Raw genomic sequence first — 17,857 nt, forward strand, 5'->3', positions numbered from 1 at the left:
TTTCCGCACCTGCAATTACAGAGACCGAAGCAGTAAGTAAACAGAGTTTCAACACGCTGAGATCTTATCTGTACCTTATCTCCCCGGTGCTAAAATACGCAGGGAGCTGATTAAAAATCAGCCAATCCCCACTATATGGAATACCGGTCATCATGGAGGTAACGATATGTTTTCTTTGCTTAAATTTCGCAAAACATTATTAACGGCAACTTTTTTGCTCCTCACTTGCGCTACCCAACCCGCGTTGGCTTTTTTATGCCTGGAAAACCCCAATTTCACGCCTGATGAGTGCCGGCAACAGTGTAAGATGTTTATCCTTGCCGGAACTTTTGTCTACGCCATGTGCTATTAGTGAATAATGATTAACCTGAGCCTTCTCGCTTTTGTGGTGAAGGCTCGTTTAGCCCCCTCTTCAACCTTCCGTAATGGAATATCCCCGCTACTTTGCAGGCACTTTGTTACGGTCAGTAATAATGGACATAAAAAAGCCGGAGGCTAAGCTCCGGCTTTGGTGTGCAGCCAATAAGAATTTACTGGGCGATATCTTCGTACTGCGGTACCGGGTTACGGAAGCTGCGTGTTACGCAGGCCAGGTAAACCAGACCAATAGCGCCCCAGATAAGGCCGAGGATCATCGAGCTTTGCTCAAGATTGATCCACAGTGCGCCTACGGTCAGCGCGCCGCACACCGGCAATACCAGGTAGTTAAAGTGATCTTTCAGCGTTTTGTTACGCTTTTCGCGGATCCAGAACTGGGAAATCACCGACAGGTTAACGAAGGTGAACGCCACCAGCGCACCAAAGTTAATCAGCGCCGTGGCCGTCACCAGGTCAAAACGGATCGCCAGCAGAGCAATTGCGCCCACCAGCAGCACGTTCCATGCCGGCGTACGCCACTTCGGATGGATATAACCAAAGAAGCGGGTCGGGAATACGCCATCGCGGCCCATCACATACATCAGACGGGAAACGCCCGCGTGTGCAGCCATACCGGACGCCAGCACGGTTACGCTTGAGAAAATCAGCACGCCCCACTGGAAGGTTTTGCCCGCAACGTAAAGCATAATTTCCGGCTGAGAAGCATCCGGCTCTTTAAAGCGCGAGATATCCGGGAAGTAGAGCTGCAGGAAGTAAGAAGCGCCAATAAACACCATCCCGCCAATCAGCGCCGTCAGGAAGATGGCACGCGGAATCACGCGCTCAGCATCTTTCGTCTCTTCCGAAAGGGAAGAGATACCGTCAAAGCCGAGGAACGAGAAGCACAGAATCGTCGCACCGGTAATCATTGGTACAACGTGTGCGCCTTCAGACCAGAACGGGCGGGAGCTTACCAGCGTGCCCGCACCTTCACCGTGGGAGACACCATAAATGATTAGCCCGACGATCACCGCCACAATACCCATTTGCAGGATAACAATCAGGGTGTTGAAGTTGGCTACAGTTTTGATGCTGCGCAGGTTCGAGATGGTCATAAAGGCCACCAGCGCCACCACGAAAATCCACGACGGCACCGACGGAACCAGCGCTTCGAAGTAAATTTTCGCCAACAGAATGTTGATCATCGGCATAAACAGATAATCAAGCAGCGAGGACCAGCCCACCATAAAGCCGACGGCCGGAGAGATAGATTTCTGAGCATAGGTATACGCAGAGCCCGCGGACGGGAAGCGGCGCACCAGCTTGCCGTAGCTCAACGCGGTAAAGAGGATAGCGACCAACGCAAAGGCATACGCGGTTGCCACGTGGCCATCCGTCAGGCCAGAGACGATACCAAACGTATCGAACAGCGTCATTGGCTGCATATAGGCAAGGCCCATCATTACAACCGGAATTAGCGTAAGCGTCTTACGTAATTCCACGCGAGAGGTATTTGGAGTAACGTTATGCGTCATGGCTTTCCTCCTGAACGGCGATTGCCGGCGCAAAAGCGATAAATTGCCCCATCTGTGATATTTCCTCAGCGACAACGACTGTCGGTTTTTAAATGTGTATCTATCCGGTACGAAGCCCGGCCTCTTGGATTGAATGACGTTTGTGCTTGCAAAAAAAATAACCGACGGGTTAACGTCGGTTAGTCTCTTCATTTTTTTGCAGCGGCATATTCTGCACCAACATAAAGCTCGATGACAATACGGTGAGAAGCATCTCGCCGCGTAAAGCTTGCTAAGTGAATGAATTTTAGACTACCGCTGGATTATTAATCATTTTAATAGCACTTTTTGCTAAAAATTTTACTTAAAAGGCATCTGCAGCGGATCCGGATAGAGGTACTCAAAACCCAATTCATGACAAATACGGCTGCCGTCGATGACTTTCCCCTTCTCTTCACTCTTGCGTGATGCCGTAAAATTGGGCGGTGCCAGACCCAACTGTTGCGCCATGGCCGGATAGAAACTTTCGCGAGAAGGATGCCCTGGCGCGCATAAATTATAGATATGTCCGCCTTTTGGCGCTTGCAGCAGCAGGGTAATGGCTGAAACCACATCGTCGAGATGCACCAGATTCACGCCCTGCTGCCCATTTGGCGCGGTTTTTCCCGCCAGAAAACGCCCCGGATGACGCGCCGGGCCCACCAGGCCCGCCAGCCGCAGGATATCGACCGAAGTGCCAGGCAAATTATGCAGCCAGTCTTCCAGCTCTTTCAGCACCCGTCCGCTGGCGGTCACGGGCTGACGCGGCGTGTTCTCTTTAACGATGCCGGGCGCATCGCCATAAACAGAGGTTGAACTGGTAAAAATAATGCGCGGAATGCGATAAGCCAGCGCGCTGTCGACAATTTCCTGCATCGCCTGCAGGTAAAACTCCTCCCCCGCACCGGTGCGCCGTGCGGGAAGCGTGATAACCAGCGCATCCGCCTGCATCAGCGCGGCCAGATCGTCAGGGTCGCACACCAGTTCTGGTTCAAGGTTGAGCAGATAGCTTTCGATGCCGCACATGCGCGCCGCCTCAACGCCATCGAGGCTGGTTTTACTGCCGGTCACCTGCCAGCCCCGCGCGTTTAATGACATCGCCAGCGGCATTCCCAACCAGCCTAATCCAACAATCGCTATCTTTTTCATGCCTTTCCCCTGCACTGTTGCTTCCGACAGTTAAGGCTACGCCAGACGGCGATAACTGACAATTCGTAGAACCGCTATGAAATGATTTAATGCGTAAAAAAGGCCTTGCCTTCATCGACCAAAGTGGTTTAGGTTAATCGACAACATATGAATAAGCATTCATCGAGAATTTTATGACCCGCGTTCAATTTAAACACCACCATCATCACCATCATCCTGACTAGTCTTTCAGGCGATGTGTGCTGGAAGACGTTTGGATCTTCCAGTGGTGCATGAACGCAGAGAAAGCCCCCGGAAGATCTTCTTCCGGGGGCTTTTTTTTGGACAAAATTCAGCAGGATAAAAGAGGACAACAGAATGTTAGACAACACGCGTTTGCGCATAGCTATGCAGAAATCCGGCCGCCTGAGCGATGATTCACGCGAATTACTGGCCCGCTGCGGGATTAAAATCAACCTGCACACCCAGCGCCTGATCGCCCTGGCGGAAAATATGCCGATTGATATTCTGCGCGTACGCGACGATGACATTCCGGGCCTGGTGATGGACGGCGTGGTCGATTTAGGCATTATCGGCGAAAACGTGCTGGAAGAAGAGTTACTGAACCGCCGCGCACAGGGCGAAGATCCGCGTTATTTCACCCTGCGCCGTCTCGACTTCGGCGGCTGCCGCTTGTCGTTGGCAACGCCCGTTGACGAGAGCTGGAGCGGGCCGCAAGCGCTGGACGGTAAACGTATCGCCACCTCTTACCCGCACCTGCTCAAACGCTATCTTGATCAAAAAGGTGTCTCTTTTCGATCCTGTCTGCTGAATGGTTCTGTTGAAGTTGCCCCACGGGCAGGTCTGGCAGATGCGATTTGCGATCTGGTTTCTACCGGCGCGACGCTGGAAGCCAATGGCCTGCGTGAAGTGGAAGTGATTTATCGCTCGAAAGCATGCCTAATCCAGCGCGACGGCGAAATGACGGATGCTAAACAGCAGCTGATTGACAAACTGCTGATCCGTATTCAGGGCGTCATTCAGGCGCGCGAATCGAAATACATCATGATGCACGCGCCAACTGAGCGTCTGGAAGAGGTGATTGCGCTGCTGCCGGGGGCTGAACGGCCAACTATTCTGCCACTGGCTGGCGATCAGCAGCGCGTGGCGATGCACATGGTCAGCAGCGAAACCCTGTTCTGGGAGACGATGGAAAAACTGAAAGCGCTGGGTGCAAGCTCAATTCTGGTGCTGCCGATTGAGAAGATGATGGAGTAAGGCGATGAGCTTCAATACCGTAATCGACTGGAACAGCTGTAGCGAAGAACAACAACGCGCCCTGCTGATGCGCCCGGCGATCTCCGCGTCGGAAAGTATTACCCGTACCGTGGTTGAGATCCTCGATAACGTCAAAGCGCGCGGCGACGATGCCCTGCGCGAATACAGCGCCAAATTCGACAAAACCCAGGTAGCAGCCCTGCAAGTCACCGCGCAGGAGATCGCCGAGGCCAGCGCGCGGTTGGGCGATGATATTAAACAGGCGATGGCCGTGGCGGTGAAAAATATCGACACTTTCCATATGGCCCAGCAACTGCCCATCGTCGATGTGGAAACTCTGCCGGGCGTACGCTGCCAGCAGGTCACGCGCCCTATCGCCTCGGTGGGACTTTATATCCCCGGCGGATCGGCTCCGCTGTTTTCAACGGTATTGATGCTGGCCACGCCGGCGCGTATTGCCGGTTGCCAGAAAGTGGTGCTCTGTTCACCGCCGCCGATTGCTGACGAAATTCTCTATGCCGCTCAGCTGTGCGGCGTGCAGGAGATTTTCAAAGTCGGCGGCGCGCAGGCAATTGCCGCGCTGGCTTTTGGCAGCGAATCGGTGCCGAAAGTCGATAAAATCTTTGGTCCCGGCAACGCCTTTGTCACCGAGGCAAAACGGCAGGTCAGCCAGCGTCTGGACGGCGCGGCAATCGATATGCCCGCCGGTCCTTCGGAAGTGCTGGTGATTGCCGATAGCGGCGCGACCCCGGATTTCGTCGCCTCGGATCTGCTTTCTCAGGCGGAACATGGCCCGGATTCACAGGTGATCCTGCTAACATCGGATAGAGAGATGGCCACTCGCGTCGCCCAGGCGGTAGAACGCCAGCTCAACGACTTGCCCCGTGCGGAAACCGCCCGCCAGGCCCTCGCCGCCAGCCGACTGATTGTGGCGCGCGATCTGGCCCAGTGCGTGTCGATCTCTAATCAGTACGGCCCGGAACATTTAATCATCCAGACGCGTGATGCCCGTTCATTAGTCGCGAGCATTACCAGCGCCGGTTCGGTGTTTCTTGGCGACTGGTCGCCGGAGTCCGCGGGCGATTACGCCTCCGGCACCAACCACGTGCTGCCGACCTATGGTTACACCGCAACTTGCTCAAGCCTTGGGCTGGCGGATTTTCAAAAACGTATGACGGTGCAGGAACTCTCAAAAGAAGGGTTTGCGCACCTGGCAAGCACCATTGAGACGCTGGCGGCGGCGGAACGCCTGACCGCGCACAAAAATGCCGTCACGTTGCGCGTTAATGCGCTGAAGGAGCAAGCATGAGCATTGAAGAACTGGCACGTAAAAACGTGCGCGAATTAACCCCTTATCAATCAGCGCGTCGTCTGGGCGGTAAAGGCGATGTCTGGCTGAATGCCAATGAATTTCCGACGGCTGTTCCTTTTGAATTGACCCAGCAGACGCTAAACCGTTACCCGGAGTGCCAGCCAAAAGCGGTGATAGAAAACTATGCGCAGTATGCCGGGGTAAATCCGCAACAGGTGCTGGTCAGCCGTGGCGCAGATGAAGGCATCGAACTGCTGATCCGCGCCTTTTGCGAACCGGGTCAAGATGCGGTGCTGTTCTGCCCGCCCACTTACGGCATGTACAGCGTGAGTGCTGAAACCCTCGGCGTGGAATATCGTACTGTGCCCACCCTTGCCAACTGGCAGCTCGATTTACCGGCCATTGCCGAGAATCTGCCCGGCGTAAAAGTGGTGTATGTTTGCAGCCCCAATAACCCGACCGGGCAGATTATTAACCCACAGGATATGCGCGTATTGCTGGAGATGACCCGCGGAAAAGCGCTGGTGGTCGCCGACGAAGCCTATATCGAGTTCTGCCCGCAGGTAACGCTGGCTGGATGGCTGGCGGAATATCCGCACCTGGTGGTGCTGCGCACGCTGTCAAAAGCCTTTGCGCTGGCAGGTTTGCGCTGTGGTTTTACGCTGGCTAATGAAGAGGTTATTTCCCTGCTGTTAAAAGTGATTGCCCCCTACCCACTCTCGACGCCGGTGGCGGATATTGCCGCTCAGGCCCTTAGCCCGCAGGGGATTGTCGCCATGCGCGAACGGGTGGCGCAGATCCTCCTTGAACGACAGTTTCTGGTCAACGCGTTACAGGCTATTCCCTGTGTCGAGCAGGTGTTTGATTCCGAGACCAACTATATTCTTGTGCGCATGAAAGCCTCGAGCGCAGTGTTTAAATCTCTGTGGGATCAAGGCATTATCCTCAGAGATCAGAACAAACAACCCTCTTTAAGCGGCTGCCTGCGTATCACCATCGGCACCCGCGCAGAGAGCCAGCGCGTCATTGACGCCTTACGTGCGGAGCCAGTATGAGCCAGAAGTACCTGTTTATTGACCGTGACGGAACCTTGATTTCCGAGCCACCTTCCGATTATCAGGTGGATAAATTCGACAAGCTGGCCTTTGAGCCGGATGTTATTCCCGTGCTGCTAAAGCTGCAAAGCGCGGGTTACAAGCTGGTAATGATCACCAACCAGGACGGGCTCGGTACCAGCAGCTTTCCGCAGGCGGATTTCGATGGCCCGCACAACCTGATGATGCAGGTTTTCACGTCTCAGGGAATTGAATTTGAAGAGGTGCTGATCTGTCCGCATCTGCCCGCAGATGCGTGCGACTGCCGCAAGCCGAAGGTGAAAATGGTTGAACGCTGGCTGGCGGAAGACGCGCTCGACCGCGCGGGGAGCTATGTAATTGGTGACCGCGCGACGGATATTGAGCTGGCGAATAATATGGCGATTGGCGGGCTGCGCTACCATCGCGATACGCTGAACTGGGCGATGATTGGCGAGCAACTGACCCGCCGCGACCGCTATGCGCACGTAGAGCGCAACACCCGCGAGACGCAAATAGATGTCAAAGTGTGGCTGGATCGCGAAGGCGGCAGCAAAATTCACACCGGCGTCGGTTTCTTCGACCATATGCTCGATCAAATCGCTACCCACGGCGGCTTCCGCATGGAAATTACCGTCAAAGGCGATCTCTATATTGACGATCACCACACCGTAGAAGATACCGGCCTGGCGCTGGGCGAAGCGTTGAAACTGGCCCTCGGCGACAAACGCGGCATCAATCGCTTCGGCTTTGTGCTGCCGATGGACGAGTGCCTGGCGCGCTGTGCGCTGGATATCTCCGGCCGTCCGCATCTGGAATATAAAGCGGAATTCACTTACCAGCGCGTGGGCGATCTAAGCACCGAAATGGTGGAGCACTTCTTCCGCTCTCTCTCCTATACCATGGCCGTGACGTTACATCTTAAAACCAAAGGCAAAAACGATCACCACCGCGTGGAGAGTTTGTTTAAAGCCTTTGGCCGAACGCTGCGCCAGGCGATCCGTGTGGAAGGCGATACCCTTCCCTCCTCAAAAGGAGTGCTGTAATGAACGTGGTGATCCTGGATACCGGCTGTGCCAACCTCAATTCGGTGAAATCCGCCGTCGCGCGCCACGGCTATGAACCGCGGGTCAGCCGCGACCCGGACGTGGTACTGCGCGCAGACAAACTCTTTTTACCCGGCGTCGGTACCGCCCAGGCGGCAATGGATCAGCTGCGCGAGCGCGAGCTTATCGACCTGGTAAAAGCCTGCACCCAACCGGTGCTGGGTATTTGCCTGGGTATGCAGTTGCTCGGGCGTTTTAGCGAAGAGAACAACGGTGTCGACCTGTTGGGCATCATTGATCAGGATGTACCGAAGATGAAAGACGCTGGCCTGCCGCTGCCGCATATGGGCTGGAATCAGGTCTACCCGAAAGCGGGCAACCGCCTGTTTCAGGGCATTGAGGACGGTGCCTACTTCTACTTTGTGCACAGCTACGCGATGCCGGTAAATAGCTGGACTATCGCCCAGTGCCAGTATGGCGAAGCGTTCACCGCCGCGGTGCAGAAAGATAACTTCTTTGGCGTGCAGTTTCACCCGGAACGTTCGGGACGCGCAGGCGCACAGCTGCTGAAAAACTTCCTGGAGATGTGATGATTATTCCGGCTTTAGATTTAATCGACGGCACCGTGGTGCGCCTGCATCAGGGGGATTACGCCCAACAGCGCGATTACGGAAGCGATCCGCTGCCGCGCCTGCAGGATTATGCAGCTCAGGGCGCGCAGATGCTGCACCTGGTGGATTTAACCGGGGCTAAAGATCCTGCCAAACGCCAGATCCCATTACTGAAAACCCTGGTCGCCGGGGTCAACGTGCCGGTACAGGTTGGCGGTGGCGTGCGCACGGAAGAGGATGTTGACGCTTTGCTGTCTGCGGGAGTGGCGCGCGTGGTCATTGGTTCCACGGCGGTCAAATCCCCGGAGACAGTAAAGGGCTGGTTTACGCGTTTTGGCGCAGAACGGCTGGTGCTGGCGCTGGATGTACGGATTGATGAGCACGGCACAAAACAGGTTGCCATCAGCGGCTGGCAGGAAAACTCTGGCGTGACGCTGGAAGCGCTGACGGAAACCTATCTTACGGTTGGCCTTCAGCATGTGCTGTGTACGGATATCTCCCGTGACGGGACGCTCGCCGGTTCGAACGTTGCCCTTTATCAAGAGATTTGCACCCGCTGGCCGCAGGTGGCGTTTCAATCCTCCGGCGGTATTGGCTCTCTCAACGATATTGCTGCCCTGCGCGGCAGCGGCGTGCGCGGCGTGATTGTCGGGCGCGCGCTGCTGGAAGGTAAATTTACTGTGAAGGAGGCCATTCAATGCTGGCAAAACGTATAATTCCTTGTCTTGACGTACGCGATGGCCAGGTTGTGAAAGGCGTGCAGTTTCGCAATCATGAAATTATTGGCGACATTGTGCCGCTGGCGAAACGCTACGCCGAAGAAGGGGCCGATGAACTGGTGTTTTACGATATCACCGCCTCAAGCGATGGCCGCGTGGTGGATAAGAGCTGGATATCACGCGTGGCGGAAGTGATTGATATTCCGTTCTGCGTCGCGGGCGGCATCAAGTCAGCCGATGACGCGGCGAAGCTGCTCTCGTTTGGTGCGGATAAAATTTCGATTAACTCCCCTGCGCTGGCGGATCCCGAACTGATTACGCGGCTGGCGGATCGTTTTGGCGTGCAGTGCATTGTGGTAGGTATCGACACCTGGTTTGATGCAGCAACAGGCAAATATCACGTCAATCAGTATACCGGCGATGAGAGCCGTACGCGCATCACGCAGTGGGAAACCCTTGATTGGGTGAAAGAAGTGCAAAAACGCGGCGCCGGGGAAATCGTACTGAATATGATGAATCAGGATGGCGTACGTAATGGCTACGATCTGGAGCAACTACAGAAAGTGCGTGCCGTCTGCAATGTTCCGCTGATCGCCTCCGGCGGCGCGGGTACGATGGCGCATTTTCTCGACGCGTTCCGCGAGGCTAATGTTGATGGCGCGCTGGCGGCTTCCGTATTCCACAAACAGATTATCAATATTGGTGAATTAAAAACGTACCTGGCAGGCCAGGGCGTGGAGATCAGGGTATGTTAACAGAGCAACAACTGGCCCAACTGGACTGGGAAAAAACCGACGGACTGCTGCCCGCCGTGGTACAACATGCGGTTTCCGGCGAAGTGCTGATGCTGGGTTATATGAATCAGCAGGCGCTGGCAAAGACGCTGGAAAGCGGCAAAGTGACCTTTTTCTCGCGCACCAAAGGACGCTTGTGGACCAAAGGCGAAACCTCCGGACACTTTCTCAACGTGGTCAATATCGCGCCGGACTGCGATAACGATACGCTGCTGGTGCTGGTCAACCCAATCGGTCCAACCTGCCATAAAGGCACATCCAGCTGCTTTGGCGAAAATAGTCACCAGTGGCTGTTTCTTTATCAATTAGAAGAGCTACTTGCCGCGCGGAAAACCGCCGATCCGGAAAGTTCGTATACCGCCCGGCTGTATGCCAGCGGCACCAAGCGCATTGCGCAAAAAGTCGGTGAAGAAGGCGTCGAAACCGCACTGGCGGCAACGGTAAACGATCGGGAAGAGCTAACCAATGAAGCCTCGGATCTTGTCTACCATCTACTGGTCCTGCTGCAGGATCAGCAGCTGGATTTAACGACGGTGATAGAGAATTTGCGCAAGCGTCATCAATAGTTTGCTGACAAAAAGGCCCATATGGAAATATGGGCCTTTTTAGCATTCGCGTTTGTATCGCCTAACCTGCCGGTATTAGGTCATTGTTCAGCGGCGATTCGCTCACGTGATTGATAAATTTTGACGGTATTACGCACCAGTACGAAACCTGAGCCAACAATCAGCCCCAGCAACACAGCTAGTACCAGCGTCAGCGCTATCTTAGGGCTGTCACGGCGAATCGGTAACGAGGGTTTCATAACATAACGGTAGCCATGGAAGCTTTCTGCGCCAACGTTAATAGACTGAATATTCAATAAATTCTCCCGAATTTCGTAGTAATCATCGGGCAAAATGAGGGGCCGGGATGACTCATTTTTAATCATCGATTCCAGCGCTGAGCTGCCGAGCAAGAATAACGTATCCTGCGACACGTTTTGCTGGACCTGGTTAACCTGCGGAGACTGCACTTGCGCCTCTTTGGCGACGGATAGTGCCTGAGCAATCTGTTTAATACGCAGGTCTTTCTTCTCCTGCGCCACTTTTTCCTGCGCTTTCAGAGCTTCTTGCAAACCCGTTGAACGGGATTTAATTGTAGCATTTAAATCAACGATCAATTCCTTAGCAATCTGCTGATCCACCTGCTCAATAAATTGCGCCAGCTTCCGCTGAGCATCTTTGGCTGAGGGGCCCTGGTAGGTCAACTTAAGCGGTAGCGGTTGTCCCGGCACCGCCGGATCAATTGTCAGTTTCTCCGGGACATCCTGGTTATTTAGGGTTTCTGCTAAGGCTGAAAAGGCGGAATTAAAACGTGTGATCAGCCGCTGCTGAATATCGGTCATATCGTATTTTCGGTCATTGCTCAGGACATCCATGGCGTTCGCGTAGCGGGCAATCTGCCCGTCATCAGGCAAACTGACAATAGAAACGGAGGTCCATTTTTCCTTCGCCAGGGTCAAATACGCACCTGCAATAACAAGGCTTGATAAAACAAACAATGCGATAATCCACTTCCCTCGCCAGAGCTGCAGAGAAAGTTCAATCAAATCAATCTGTTCTTCTTCATCGTCAATTCTGGACGGGTGATTATTTCTTTCGTATGTCATAGCAACCCTAAGTAAGAAGTGCTTGAGAGTATTTGTATAAAGCGCGAGTTTATCTTTCTATGCATTTTTTTCTATAGGATTTCCTATAAATCCGTTTTTTCGGACTTTTTTCGCCGTGTTCAGCTTTGCATAATTCATGGCGATTAACCGGGCAGCATCATACAATATGCGAATTGTATGAGTTGTCAGTAAGGATAAGAGATGAAATTTCTGGTTACCGGCGCGGCCGGCTTTATTGGCTTTCACGTTAGTGAACGTCTTCTACAGGCAGGCTACGAGGTGGTAGGGATTGATAATCTCAATGATTATTACGATGTCAGTCTGAAACAGGCGCGCCTGGATTTACTGTCTGGTCCCGCATTTCAATTTCACAAAATCGATCTTGCCGACACGGTGGCAATGAGCCAGCTGTTTGCCAGGGAGAAATTTAACCGCGTCATTCATCTCGCCGCGCAAGCAGGCGTGCGCTACTCGCTGGAGAACCCACACGTTTACGCTGAGTCCAACCTGATAGGCCATCTCAACGTGCTGGAAGGCTGCCGCCATAATAAGGTTCAGCACCTGGTGTATGCCTCATCGAGTTCCGTGTACGGTTTGAATCGCAAGATGCCTTTTTCCACCGATGACTCTGTCGATCATCCGGTCTCTCTGTATGCGGCGACCAAAAAAGCCAATGAGTTGATGTCGCACACCTATTCTCATCTCTATGGTCTGCCCACCACCGGCCTGCGCTTCTTTACGGTCTATGGCCCGTGGGGCCGCCCGGATATGGCGCTGTTTAAGTTCACCAAAGCGATGCTCGAGGGTAAGAGCATTGACGTATATAACTACGGCAAGATGAAGCGAGATTTCACCTATATCGACGATATTGTTGAAGCGATTATTCGCATGCAGGATGTTATTCCGCAGCCGGACGCAAACTGGAGCGTGGAAAGTGGTTCGCCAGCCACCAGTTCAGCTCCTTACCATATCTATAATATTGGCAACAGCTCGCCGGTGGAATTAATGGATTACATCACCGCGCTGGAAGAAGCGTTAGGCATTGAAGCGCAGAAAAATATGCTGCCGATTCAGCCAGGCGACGTACTGGAAACCAGCGCCGATACCCAGCCGTTATATGAAACGATTGGCTTTAAGCCGCAGACCTCAGTAAAAGAGGGCGTAAAGAAATTTGTCGAGTGGTATAAAACTTATTATCACGCTTAAAATAGAAAAACGGCCTCAAGGGGCCGTTTTTGTTTGAGCGATAACCGCGTTAATCATTGCCAAACAGATCGCGGGTATAAACTTTGTCCGCCACATCTGCTAACTCTTCAGCCATGCGGTTGGAGATAATAACATCCGACTCCTGCTTGAAGGCATTCAGATCGCGCACCACTCGCGAGTGGAAGAACTCATCTTCCTGCATCACCGGTTCATAAATAATAACCTGCACGCCCTTCGCTTTAATGCGTTTCATGATGCCCTGAATAGAGGAGGCGCGGAAGTTATCGGAGCCGCTCTTCATAATCAGGCGATAGACGCCCACCACTTTCGGTTTACGCGACAGAATAGAATCGGCCACGAAATCCTTACGCGTGCGGTTAGCATCAACGATGGCCGAGATAATATTGTTCGGCACCGACTGGTAGTTCGCCAACAGCTGTTTGGTATCTTTCGGCAGACAATAACCGCCGTAGCCGAATGACGGGTTGTTATAATGATTGCCAATACGCGGATCGAGGCATACGCCTTCAATAATCTGACGGCTATTCAGCCCCAGGCTTTCGGCATAGCTATCGAGTTCATTAAAGTAGGCTACGCGCATCGCCAGATAGGTGTTAGCGAACAACTTGATCGCTTCGGCTTCAGTGGAGTCGGTAAACAGTACGCGAATGTCTTTTTTAATGGCGCCTTCCTGCAGCAGCGCAGCAAAGCGTTCGGCGCGTTCAGAGCGCTCGCCGATCACGATACGCGAAGGGTACAGGTTGTCGTACAGCGCCTTACCTTCGCGCAGGAATTCCGGCGAGAAGATAACATTATCAATACCGTATTTTTCACGGATTGACTGGGTAAAGCCCACTGGAATGGTGGATTTAATGATCATCACCGCCTGCGGGTTGAACTCCATCACATCGCGAATAACGGACTCAACGCTGCTGGTATTGAAGTAGTTGGATTTGGGATCGTAATCCGTCGGCGTAGCGATAATAACGAAATCTGCACCGCGATAGGCGTCGGCTTTGTCCGTCGTCGCGCGGAAATTCAGCGGCTTATTCTGCAAATACTCCTGGATCTCTTTATCAACGATGGGAGAAATCTTCTGATTAAGCATATCTACTTTGGACTGAACGATATCCAACGCCACCACTTCATGGTTTTGCGCGATCAGAATCCCGTTTGATAGCCCAACGTAACCTGTTCCGGAGATTGTTATTTTCATTCGATAAGCAACTTTTGTGAGTGTTTGAAACCTGAAGCGGCGATGCCTTCGCCGCCCGCTTAATATCAATAACTGTTGGGGTTTTTACCTCTTCTGTTGAGGGACTGTCAAGGCGACAAGCGGCCGTCAACGTCGGCGTTTATGCGAGGTTTAGACGATAAAAATCGTCAAAAGAAACAAGACTGGCCGAAAACACGGCGGATCAGCCGAAAAAAAAGCCCGGTTTTAACAACCGGGCCTGTGTCATTTTAAAGGGTGATTATCAGATTAATCCAACCACTCGGTATGGAACACACCGTCTTTGTCAGTGCGTTTATAAGTATGAGCACCGAAGTAGTCACGCTGAGCCTGAATCAGGTTGGCCGGGAGTACCGCAGAACGGTAGCTATCGTAATAAGCTACGGCCGCGGAGAAGGTCGGAACCGGAATACCGTTCTGTACGGCATAGGCAACGACGTCACGCAGCGCCTGCTGGTAATCGTCGGCGATTTTCTTAAAGTACGGTGCCAACAGCAGGTTAGCGATGGCCGGGTTTTCGGCATAGGCATCGGTGATTTTCTGCAGGAACTGGGCACGGATAATGCAACCAGCGCGGAAAATCTTCGCGATTTCGCCGTAGTTCAGATCCCAGTTATGCTCATCAGAGGCAGCGCGCAGTTGTGAGAAGCCCTGTGCGTAAGAGACGATTTTGCCCAGATACAGCGCGCGGCGTACTTTCTCGATAAATTCTGCTTTATCGCCAGCCGGTTTTGCCTGCGGACCAGAGAGCACTTTAGAGGCGGCAACACGCTGCTCTTTCAGAGAGGAAATATAGCGCGCAAAGACGGATTCAGTGATCAGCGACAGCGGTTCACCCAGATCCAGCGAGCTCTGGCTGGTCCATTTACCCGTGCCTTTGTTAGCCGCTTCATCCAGAATCACATCAACCAGATAGTGACCCTCTTCATCTTTCTTGGTGAAGATATCTTTGGTGATGTCGATCAGATAGCTGCTCAGTTCACCCGCGTTCCACTCGCTAAAGGTTTTTGCCAGCTCTTCGTTAGTGAGATTCAGGCCGCCTTTTAACAGCGCATAGGCTTCGGCGATCAGCTGCATATCACCGTATTCGATACCGTTGTGCACCATTTTGACGTAGTGACCCGCACCGTCCGGACCAATGTAGGTCACGCACGGCTCGCCGTCTTCGGCAACGGCTGCGATTTTCGTCAGGATCGGCGCAACCAGCTCATACGCTTCTTTCTGGCCGCCAGGCATGATTGACGGGCCTTTAAGCGCGCCCTCTTCACCGCCGGAAACGCCGGTACCGATAAAGTTGAAACCTTCTGCAGAGAGTTCACGATTACGGCGAATAGTGTCCTGGAAGAAGGTGTTACCGCCATCAATAATGATGTCGCCTTTGTCCAGGTACGGCTTCAGCGAATCGATAGCCGCGTCTGTGCCAGCGCCTGCTTTCACCATCAGCAGGATACGGCGCGGCGTTTCAAGGGATTCGACAAATTCTTGTACGGTGTAGTAAGGAACCAGCTGTTTGCCCGGATTTTCGGCAATCACTTCTTCGGTTTTTTCGCGTGAGCGGTTGAACACGGATACGCTGTAGCCACGACTTTCGATGTTCAGCGCCAGGTTGCGCCCCATCACTGCCATACCGACAACGCCGATTTGTTGCTTGGACATTACTTACTCCTGTCAGGTGTATCTTCCGGAGCCGATCGCTCACGGGTCAAAAAAGAATTTTATACTCTAAATTAGAGTTCGATAGAAGCAAATCCATTAATACCCATATCAGTGCTGAGGTGACCAGTTACTTAAGCATACCTAACACCAATATAACAGCAAGGCCGAGACGGTCACGCATTTTCCTACGAACTTTATGGATATTACAGACCAGGTATAAATTACCCAAATACCCGCGATTCAACGATTTCCGAAAAAAAGAATGATCTTGAATGCCAAGAATATTTACGATACGTTTTATTTCTGTTAGATACCAACTGTTTCGTATCATCGTAATTCTTCGTATTGCTGCTGATATGCCGCCATTTGCACCGAATTGATTGTGGCTATGCTGGCGATACAACAGACCAGGCCAAGGGTCAATAAACCATTTATAACCATTATAACGAGCAAAAGCATAAATCAACCAGTCGTGCAATTGGACCTGATCTGCCTTTTCTTTATTTTCCTGGATAAATGATTTGAATTTTATTGCCACTTGTTTATTGAATACGTAGGTGCATCCGGGACCAGCCGATTCGAAACAATAGTCATATTGAACTTGCGCTTGTGCTTTACTAATTAGTATTTCTCTACCATCTTCCCAAAAGGCCACCACGTTACTAGAATAACAGCTGTAACCTTCCGCAGTAAGAGCATTGATGGCATGAGATAACTTATCCAAATGCCAAATATCATCCTGATCTGCAAAAGAGATGTAATCATAATTTTCTATATCGACTTCTCGAACGAGGCGATAGAAATTTCGTGCAGCACCCCCATAGCGAACTCCATAAGATAACACGTAGATGTTATCATATTGTTGAGCTAGTTCCAGGCAGTGTTCATAGGTACTATCAGTGCTAACGTCAACGCTAATGTATAAATCTAAAGTAACGCCTTGCTGATTAATGATACTTTGAACTTGTTCGTCTAGCCACTTCATCCCATTATATGCCGCTAACAAAACAGCTACTTTACTTCCTGTCACTGCCGCCTCCCAATGAAGTTTTGCCGGTATTAACGGGCATTGAAAATTTTAAAAAAGCAGAAAATAGATATAGGATAAATATAAGAACCACACTCATAAAATTAAATAAAATATAGAATTGCGGCGCAAATCCTAAAAACAACATCAGGTAGGCAAATTTCAGAAAGAGCAGCCAAGCGTAAACACCCTGCGATTTGCAAAACCAATAAAATACAACACTAAAAGTCAAAACTACAAAGAACATAGCTATAAAAACGTAGGGTAAACCACCATATAATAAGAATGGATAAAACTCTGTACCTACATTAAAGCGAACAATCAGCACCGGTGAAAAAGGGTACACCGGGTAAGCATCGCGAGAAAAAGGTGAAATCTGGCTTAGTAAAAATTGGTCGTTTAGAAACCCAGTGGATGCGACATGCGTGAAATTGAGGATCGGCGACGTTATATATAATAAAATCTGTTTAAATGATGGTGGCATCATTTCAAAGAAATCTGTTAATGGAAACTTTCCATAGATAATGCGGTCGCCAGAAGAGTCTATGGAAAAAGAGGTTCCACTACGATAAAAACCGATAATGACAAATATTGTTGGGAGTAATATTAATAAAGAATAGAGCCCAAATTTCACTCTGCGAAACTCACCGGGACGAGTTCTGATAGTGTGTGAGCGGAAACGTGCGTAGAGTATCACGAAATAACTAAAAAAGGACATCAACAATCTGTTGCGATCGATCATCATTATTGGCAGTAATATAGAACATACAATAAATAGCCGTGCCACCCATGGATTTTTCGCTCGAATAATGTACGCAATGGGCACCAACATCCAGCACATTGTCGTCACATGACGGATAAAACGACCAACCCCATAGAACTCTGCATAAGTGGCAGGATTTAATAATTTGAAACCATTAAAATAAACATCCAATGGAAAAAGTGCTATTACGAAAAAACCTAATAGCTTGAGCACGAACTTATCTATTGGAGCTATATTATTATACACATTATCATATAAGGAGGTATAATTTATTTTTTTTCTAAATAATAGCTCAAAGAAACACACAAGAAAAAAAATACTTCCACCATAGAAAAGCGAGTAAAAAAACATTTCTGAAGTGACATTGAAGCACAGGTAAAACATAGCAAACTGGACAATCACAGGCAACATAATATAAAACGACAATCTGCCTTTCATTTCACTCATAT

General features: G+C 51.3%; 17 protein-coding genes and 1 other annotated feature. Of the genes, 10 read left to right on the forward strand and 7 right to left on the reverse strand.

From position 1 onward, the window contains the following. Positions 1 to 530: 530 nt before the first annotated feature. Both RW65_RS19885 and RW65_RS19890 read right to left on the reverse strand, forming a co-directional pair. Positions 531 to 1,892, reverse strand: coding sequence for an APC family permease (locus RW65_RS19885; RefSeq protein WP_039058563.1), 1,362 nt, complete (start codon positions 1,890 to 1,892; stop codon positions 531 to 533). Positions 1,893 to 2,231: 339 nt separating this feature from the next. After that, positions 2,232 to 3,059 carry an SDR family oxidoreductase gene (locus tag RW65_RS19890; RefSeq protein WP_039058564.1) on the reverse strand — a complete coding sequence of 276 codons (828 nt, stop codon included), beginning with the start codon at positions 3,057 to 3,059 and terminating at the stop codon, positions 2,232 to 2,234. A 173-nt stretch (positions 3,060 to 3,232) separates the two neighbouring features. On the opposite strand from RW65_RS19890, the gene hisL reads away from it, so the two are divergent. The 9 genes from hisL to hisIE all read left to right on the forward strand — a co-directional run bounded on the left by hisL (position 3,233) and on the right by hisIE (position 10,437). After that, positions 3,233 to 3,283, forward strand: a complete 51-nt coding sequence (gene hisL, locus RW65_RS22790; RefSeq protein ID WP_001364200.1) for a his operon leader peptide — start codon at positions 3,233 to 3,235, stop codon at positions 3,281 to 3,283. Beyond that, positions 3,259 to 3,381 (forward strand) — a sequence feature (His leader region). (Overlaps the previous gene by 25 nt.) 35 nt (positions 3,382 to 3,416) lie before the next feature. Then, positions 3,417 to 4,316 carry an ATP phosphoribosyltransferase gene (hisG, locus tag RW65_RS19895; protein WP_039058565.1) on the forward strand — a complete coding sequence of 300 codons (900 nt, stop codon included), beginning with the start codon at positions 3,417 to 3,419 and terminating at the stop codon, positions 4,314 to 4,316. Between the two features lie 4 nt (positions 4,317 to 4,320). Continuing rightward, positions 4,321 to 5,625: a histidinol dehydrogenase gene (gene hisD / locus RW65_RS19900; RefSeq protein WP_039058566.1), complete on the forward strand. Its 1,305-nt coding sequence runs from the start codon at positions 4,321 to 4,323 to the stop codon at positions 5,623 to 5,625. Then, entirely contained in the window at positions 5,622 to 6,683 is a 1,062-nt protein-coding gene (gene hisC, locus RW65_RS19905; protein ID WP_039058567.1) for a histidinol-phosphate transaminase, read from the forward strand. Before hisD ends, hisC begins: the two co-directional genes overlap by 4 nt. Then, positions 6,680 to 7,747: a bifunctional histidinol-phosphatase/imidazoleglycerol-phosphate dehydratase HisB gene (hisB, locus tag RW65_RS19910; protein WP_039058568.1), complete on the forward strand. Its 1,068-nt coding sequence runs from the start codon at positions 6,680 to 6,682 to the stop codon at positions 7,745 to 7,747. Before hisC ends, hisB begins: the two co-directional genes overlap by 4 nt. Further along, positions 7,747 to 8,337 carry an imidazole glycerol phosphate synthase subunit HisH gene (gene hisH, locus RW65_RS19915; protein ID WP_039058569.1) on the forward strand — a complete coding sequence of 197 codons (591 nt, stop codon included), beginning with the start codon at positions 7,747 to 7,749 and terminating at the stop codon, positions 8,335 to 8,337. Before hisB ends, hisH begins: the two co-directional genes overlap by 1 nt. Then, entirely contained in the window at positions 8,337 to 9,074 is a 738-nt protein-coding gene (gene hisA / locus RW65_RS19920) for a 1-(5-phosphoribosyl)-5-[(5-phosphoribosylamino)methylideneamino]imidazole-4-carboxamide isomerase (protein ID WP_039058570.1), read from the forward strand. Before hisH ends, hisA begins: the two co-directional genes overlap by 1 nt. After that, complete coding sequence (gene hisF, locus RW65_RS19925) at positions 9,056 to 9,832, forward strand: imidazole glycerol phosphate synthase subunit HisF (RefSeq protein WP_039058571.1); 777 nt, start codon at positions 9,056 to 9,058, stop codon at positions 9,830 to 9,832. Before hisA ends, hisF begins: the two co-directional genes overlap by 19 nt. Continuing rightward, positions 9,826 to 10,437: a bifunctional phosphoribosyl-AMP cyclohydrolase/phosphoribosyl-ATP diphosphatase HisIE gene (hisIE, locus tag RW65_RS19930; RefSeq protein ID WP_039058572.1), complete on the forward strand. Its 612-nt coding sequence runs from the start codon at positions 9,826 to 9,828 to the stop codon at positions 10,435 to 10,437. The genes hisF and hisIE overlap by 7 nt, the downstream gene beginning before the upstream one ends. Positions 10,438 to 10,517: 80 nt before the next feature. Here hisIE and wzzB read toward each other — a convergent pair whose 3' ends face one another. After that, positions 10,518 to 11,522, reverse strand: coding sequence for an LPS O-antigen chain length determinant protein WzzB (gene wzzB, locus RW65_RS19935; RefSeq protein ID WP_039058573.1), 1,005 nt, complete (start codon positions 11,520 to 11,522; stop codon positions 10,518 to 10,520). 201 nt (positions 11,523 to 11,723) lie between these two features. Between wzzB and RW65_RS19940 the strand changes: the two genes are divergently transcribed. Next, the gene (locus tag RW65_RS19940) at positions 11,724 to 12,728 is read left to right on the forward strand and encodes an NAD-dependent epimerase (protein ID WP_039058574.1); all 1,005 of its coding nucleotides are present in this window, start codon (positions 11,724 to 11,726) and stop codon (positions 12,726 to 12,728) included. Between the two features lie 49 nt (positions 12,729 to 12,777). Here the strand turns inward: RW65_RS19940 and ugd are convergent, their stop codons facing one another. From ugd to RW65_RS19960, 4 genes are all read right to left on the reverse strand, one after another. Beyond that, positions 12,778 to 13,944: a UDP-glucose 6-dehydrogenase gene (ugd, locus tag RW65_RS19945; protein ID WP_039058575.1), complete on the reverse strand. Its 1,167-nt coding sequence runs from the start codon at positions 13,942 to 13,944 to the stop codon at positions 12,778 to 12,780. Positions 13,945 to 14,211: 267 nt separating this feature from the next. After that, positions 14,212 to 15,618, reverse strand: a complete 1,407-nt coding sequence (gnd, locus tag RW65_RS19950) for an NADP-dependent phosphogluconate dehydrogenase (RefSeq protein WP_039058576.1) — start codon at positions 15,616 to 15,618, stop codon at positions 14,212 to 14,214. A gap of 127 nt (positions 15,619 to 15,745) precedes the next feature. Next, positions 15,746 to 16,648, reverse strand: a complete 903-nt coding sequence (locus RW65_RS19955; RefSeq protein WP_039058577.1) for a glycosyltransferase — start codon at positions 16,646 to 16,648, stop codon at positions 15,746 to 15,748. Then, positions 16,635 to 17,855 (reverse strand): O-antigen polymerase, encoded by a 1,221-nt coding sequence (locus RW65_RS19960; protein WP_039058578.1) that lies wholly within the window; start codon positions 17,853 to 17,855, stop codon positions 16,635 to 16,637. Before RW65_RS19960 ends, RW65_RS19955 begins: the two co-directional genes overlap by 14 nt. Positions 17,856 to 17,857 lie beyond the last annotated feature (2 nt).

Origin of the sequence: Enterobacter sp. Bisph1 (assembly GCF_000814905.1) — a bacterium.
In the GTDB taxonomy this organism is placed as follows: domain Bacteria; phylum Pseudomonadota; class Gammaproteobacteria; order Enterobacterales; family Enterobacteriaceae; genus Kosakonia.

Bases quoted from the DNA above. Each gene is read 5' to 3' on its own strand.
- ugd (WP_039058575.1), bottom strand. From the start codon at position 13,944: ATGAAAATAACAATCTCCGGAACAGGTTACGTTGGGCTATCAAACGGG.
- hisC (WP_039058567.1), top strand. From the start codon at position 5,622: ATGAGCATTGAAGAACTGGCACGTAAAAACGTGCGCGAATTAACCCCT.
- hisD (WP_039058566.1), top strand. From the start codon at position 4,321: ATGAGCTTCAATACCGTAATCGACTGGAACAGCTGTAGCGAAGAACAA.
- RW65_RS19885 (WP_039058563.1), bottom strand. From the start codon at position 1,892: ATGACGCATAACGTTACTCCAAATACCTCTCGCGTGGAATTACGTAAG.
- hisG (WP_039058565.1), top strand. From the start codon at position 3,417: ATGTTAGACAACACGCGTTTGCGCATAGCTATGCAGAAATCCGGCCGC.
- gnd (WP_039058576.1), bottom strand. From the start codon at position 15,618: ATGTCCAAGCAACAAATCGGCGTTGTCGGTATGGCAGTGATGGGGCGC.
- RW65_RS19890 (WP_039058564.1), bottom strand. From the start codon at position 3,059: ATGAAAAAGATAGCGATTGTTGGATTAGGCTGGTTGGGAATGCCGCTG.
- hisA (WP_039058570.1), top strand. From the start codon at position 8,337: ATGATTATTCCGGCTTTAGATTTAATCGACGGCACCGTGGTGCGCCTG.
- RW65_RS19940 (WP_039058574.1), top strand. From the start codon at position 11,724: ATGAAATTTCTGGTTACCGGCGCGGCCGGCTTTATTGGCTTTCACGTT.
- hisIE (WP_039058572.1), top strand. From the start codon at position 9,826: ATGTTAACAGAGCAACAACTGGCCCAACTGGACTGGGAAAAAACCGAC.
- RW65_RS19960 (WP_039058578.1), bottom strand. From the start codon at position 17,855: ATGAGTGAAATGAAAGGCAGATTGTCGTTTTATATTATGTTGCCTGTG.
- wzzB (WP_039058573.1), bottom strand. From the start codon at position 11,522: ATGACATACGAAAGAAATAATCACCCGTCCAGAATTGACGATGAAGAA.
- hisH (WP_039058569.1), top strand. From the start codon at position 7,747: ATGAACGTGGTGATCCTGGATACCGGCTGTGCCAACCTCAATTCGGTG.
- hisB (WP_039058568.1), top strand. From the start codon at position 6,680: ATGAGCCAGAAGTACCTGTTTATTGACCGTGACGGAACCTTGATTTCC.
- hisF (WP_039058571.1), top strand. From the start codon at position 9,056: ATGCTGGCAAAACGTATAATTCCTTGTCTTGACGTACGCGATGGCCAG.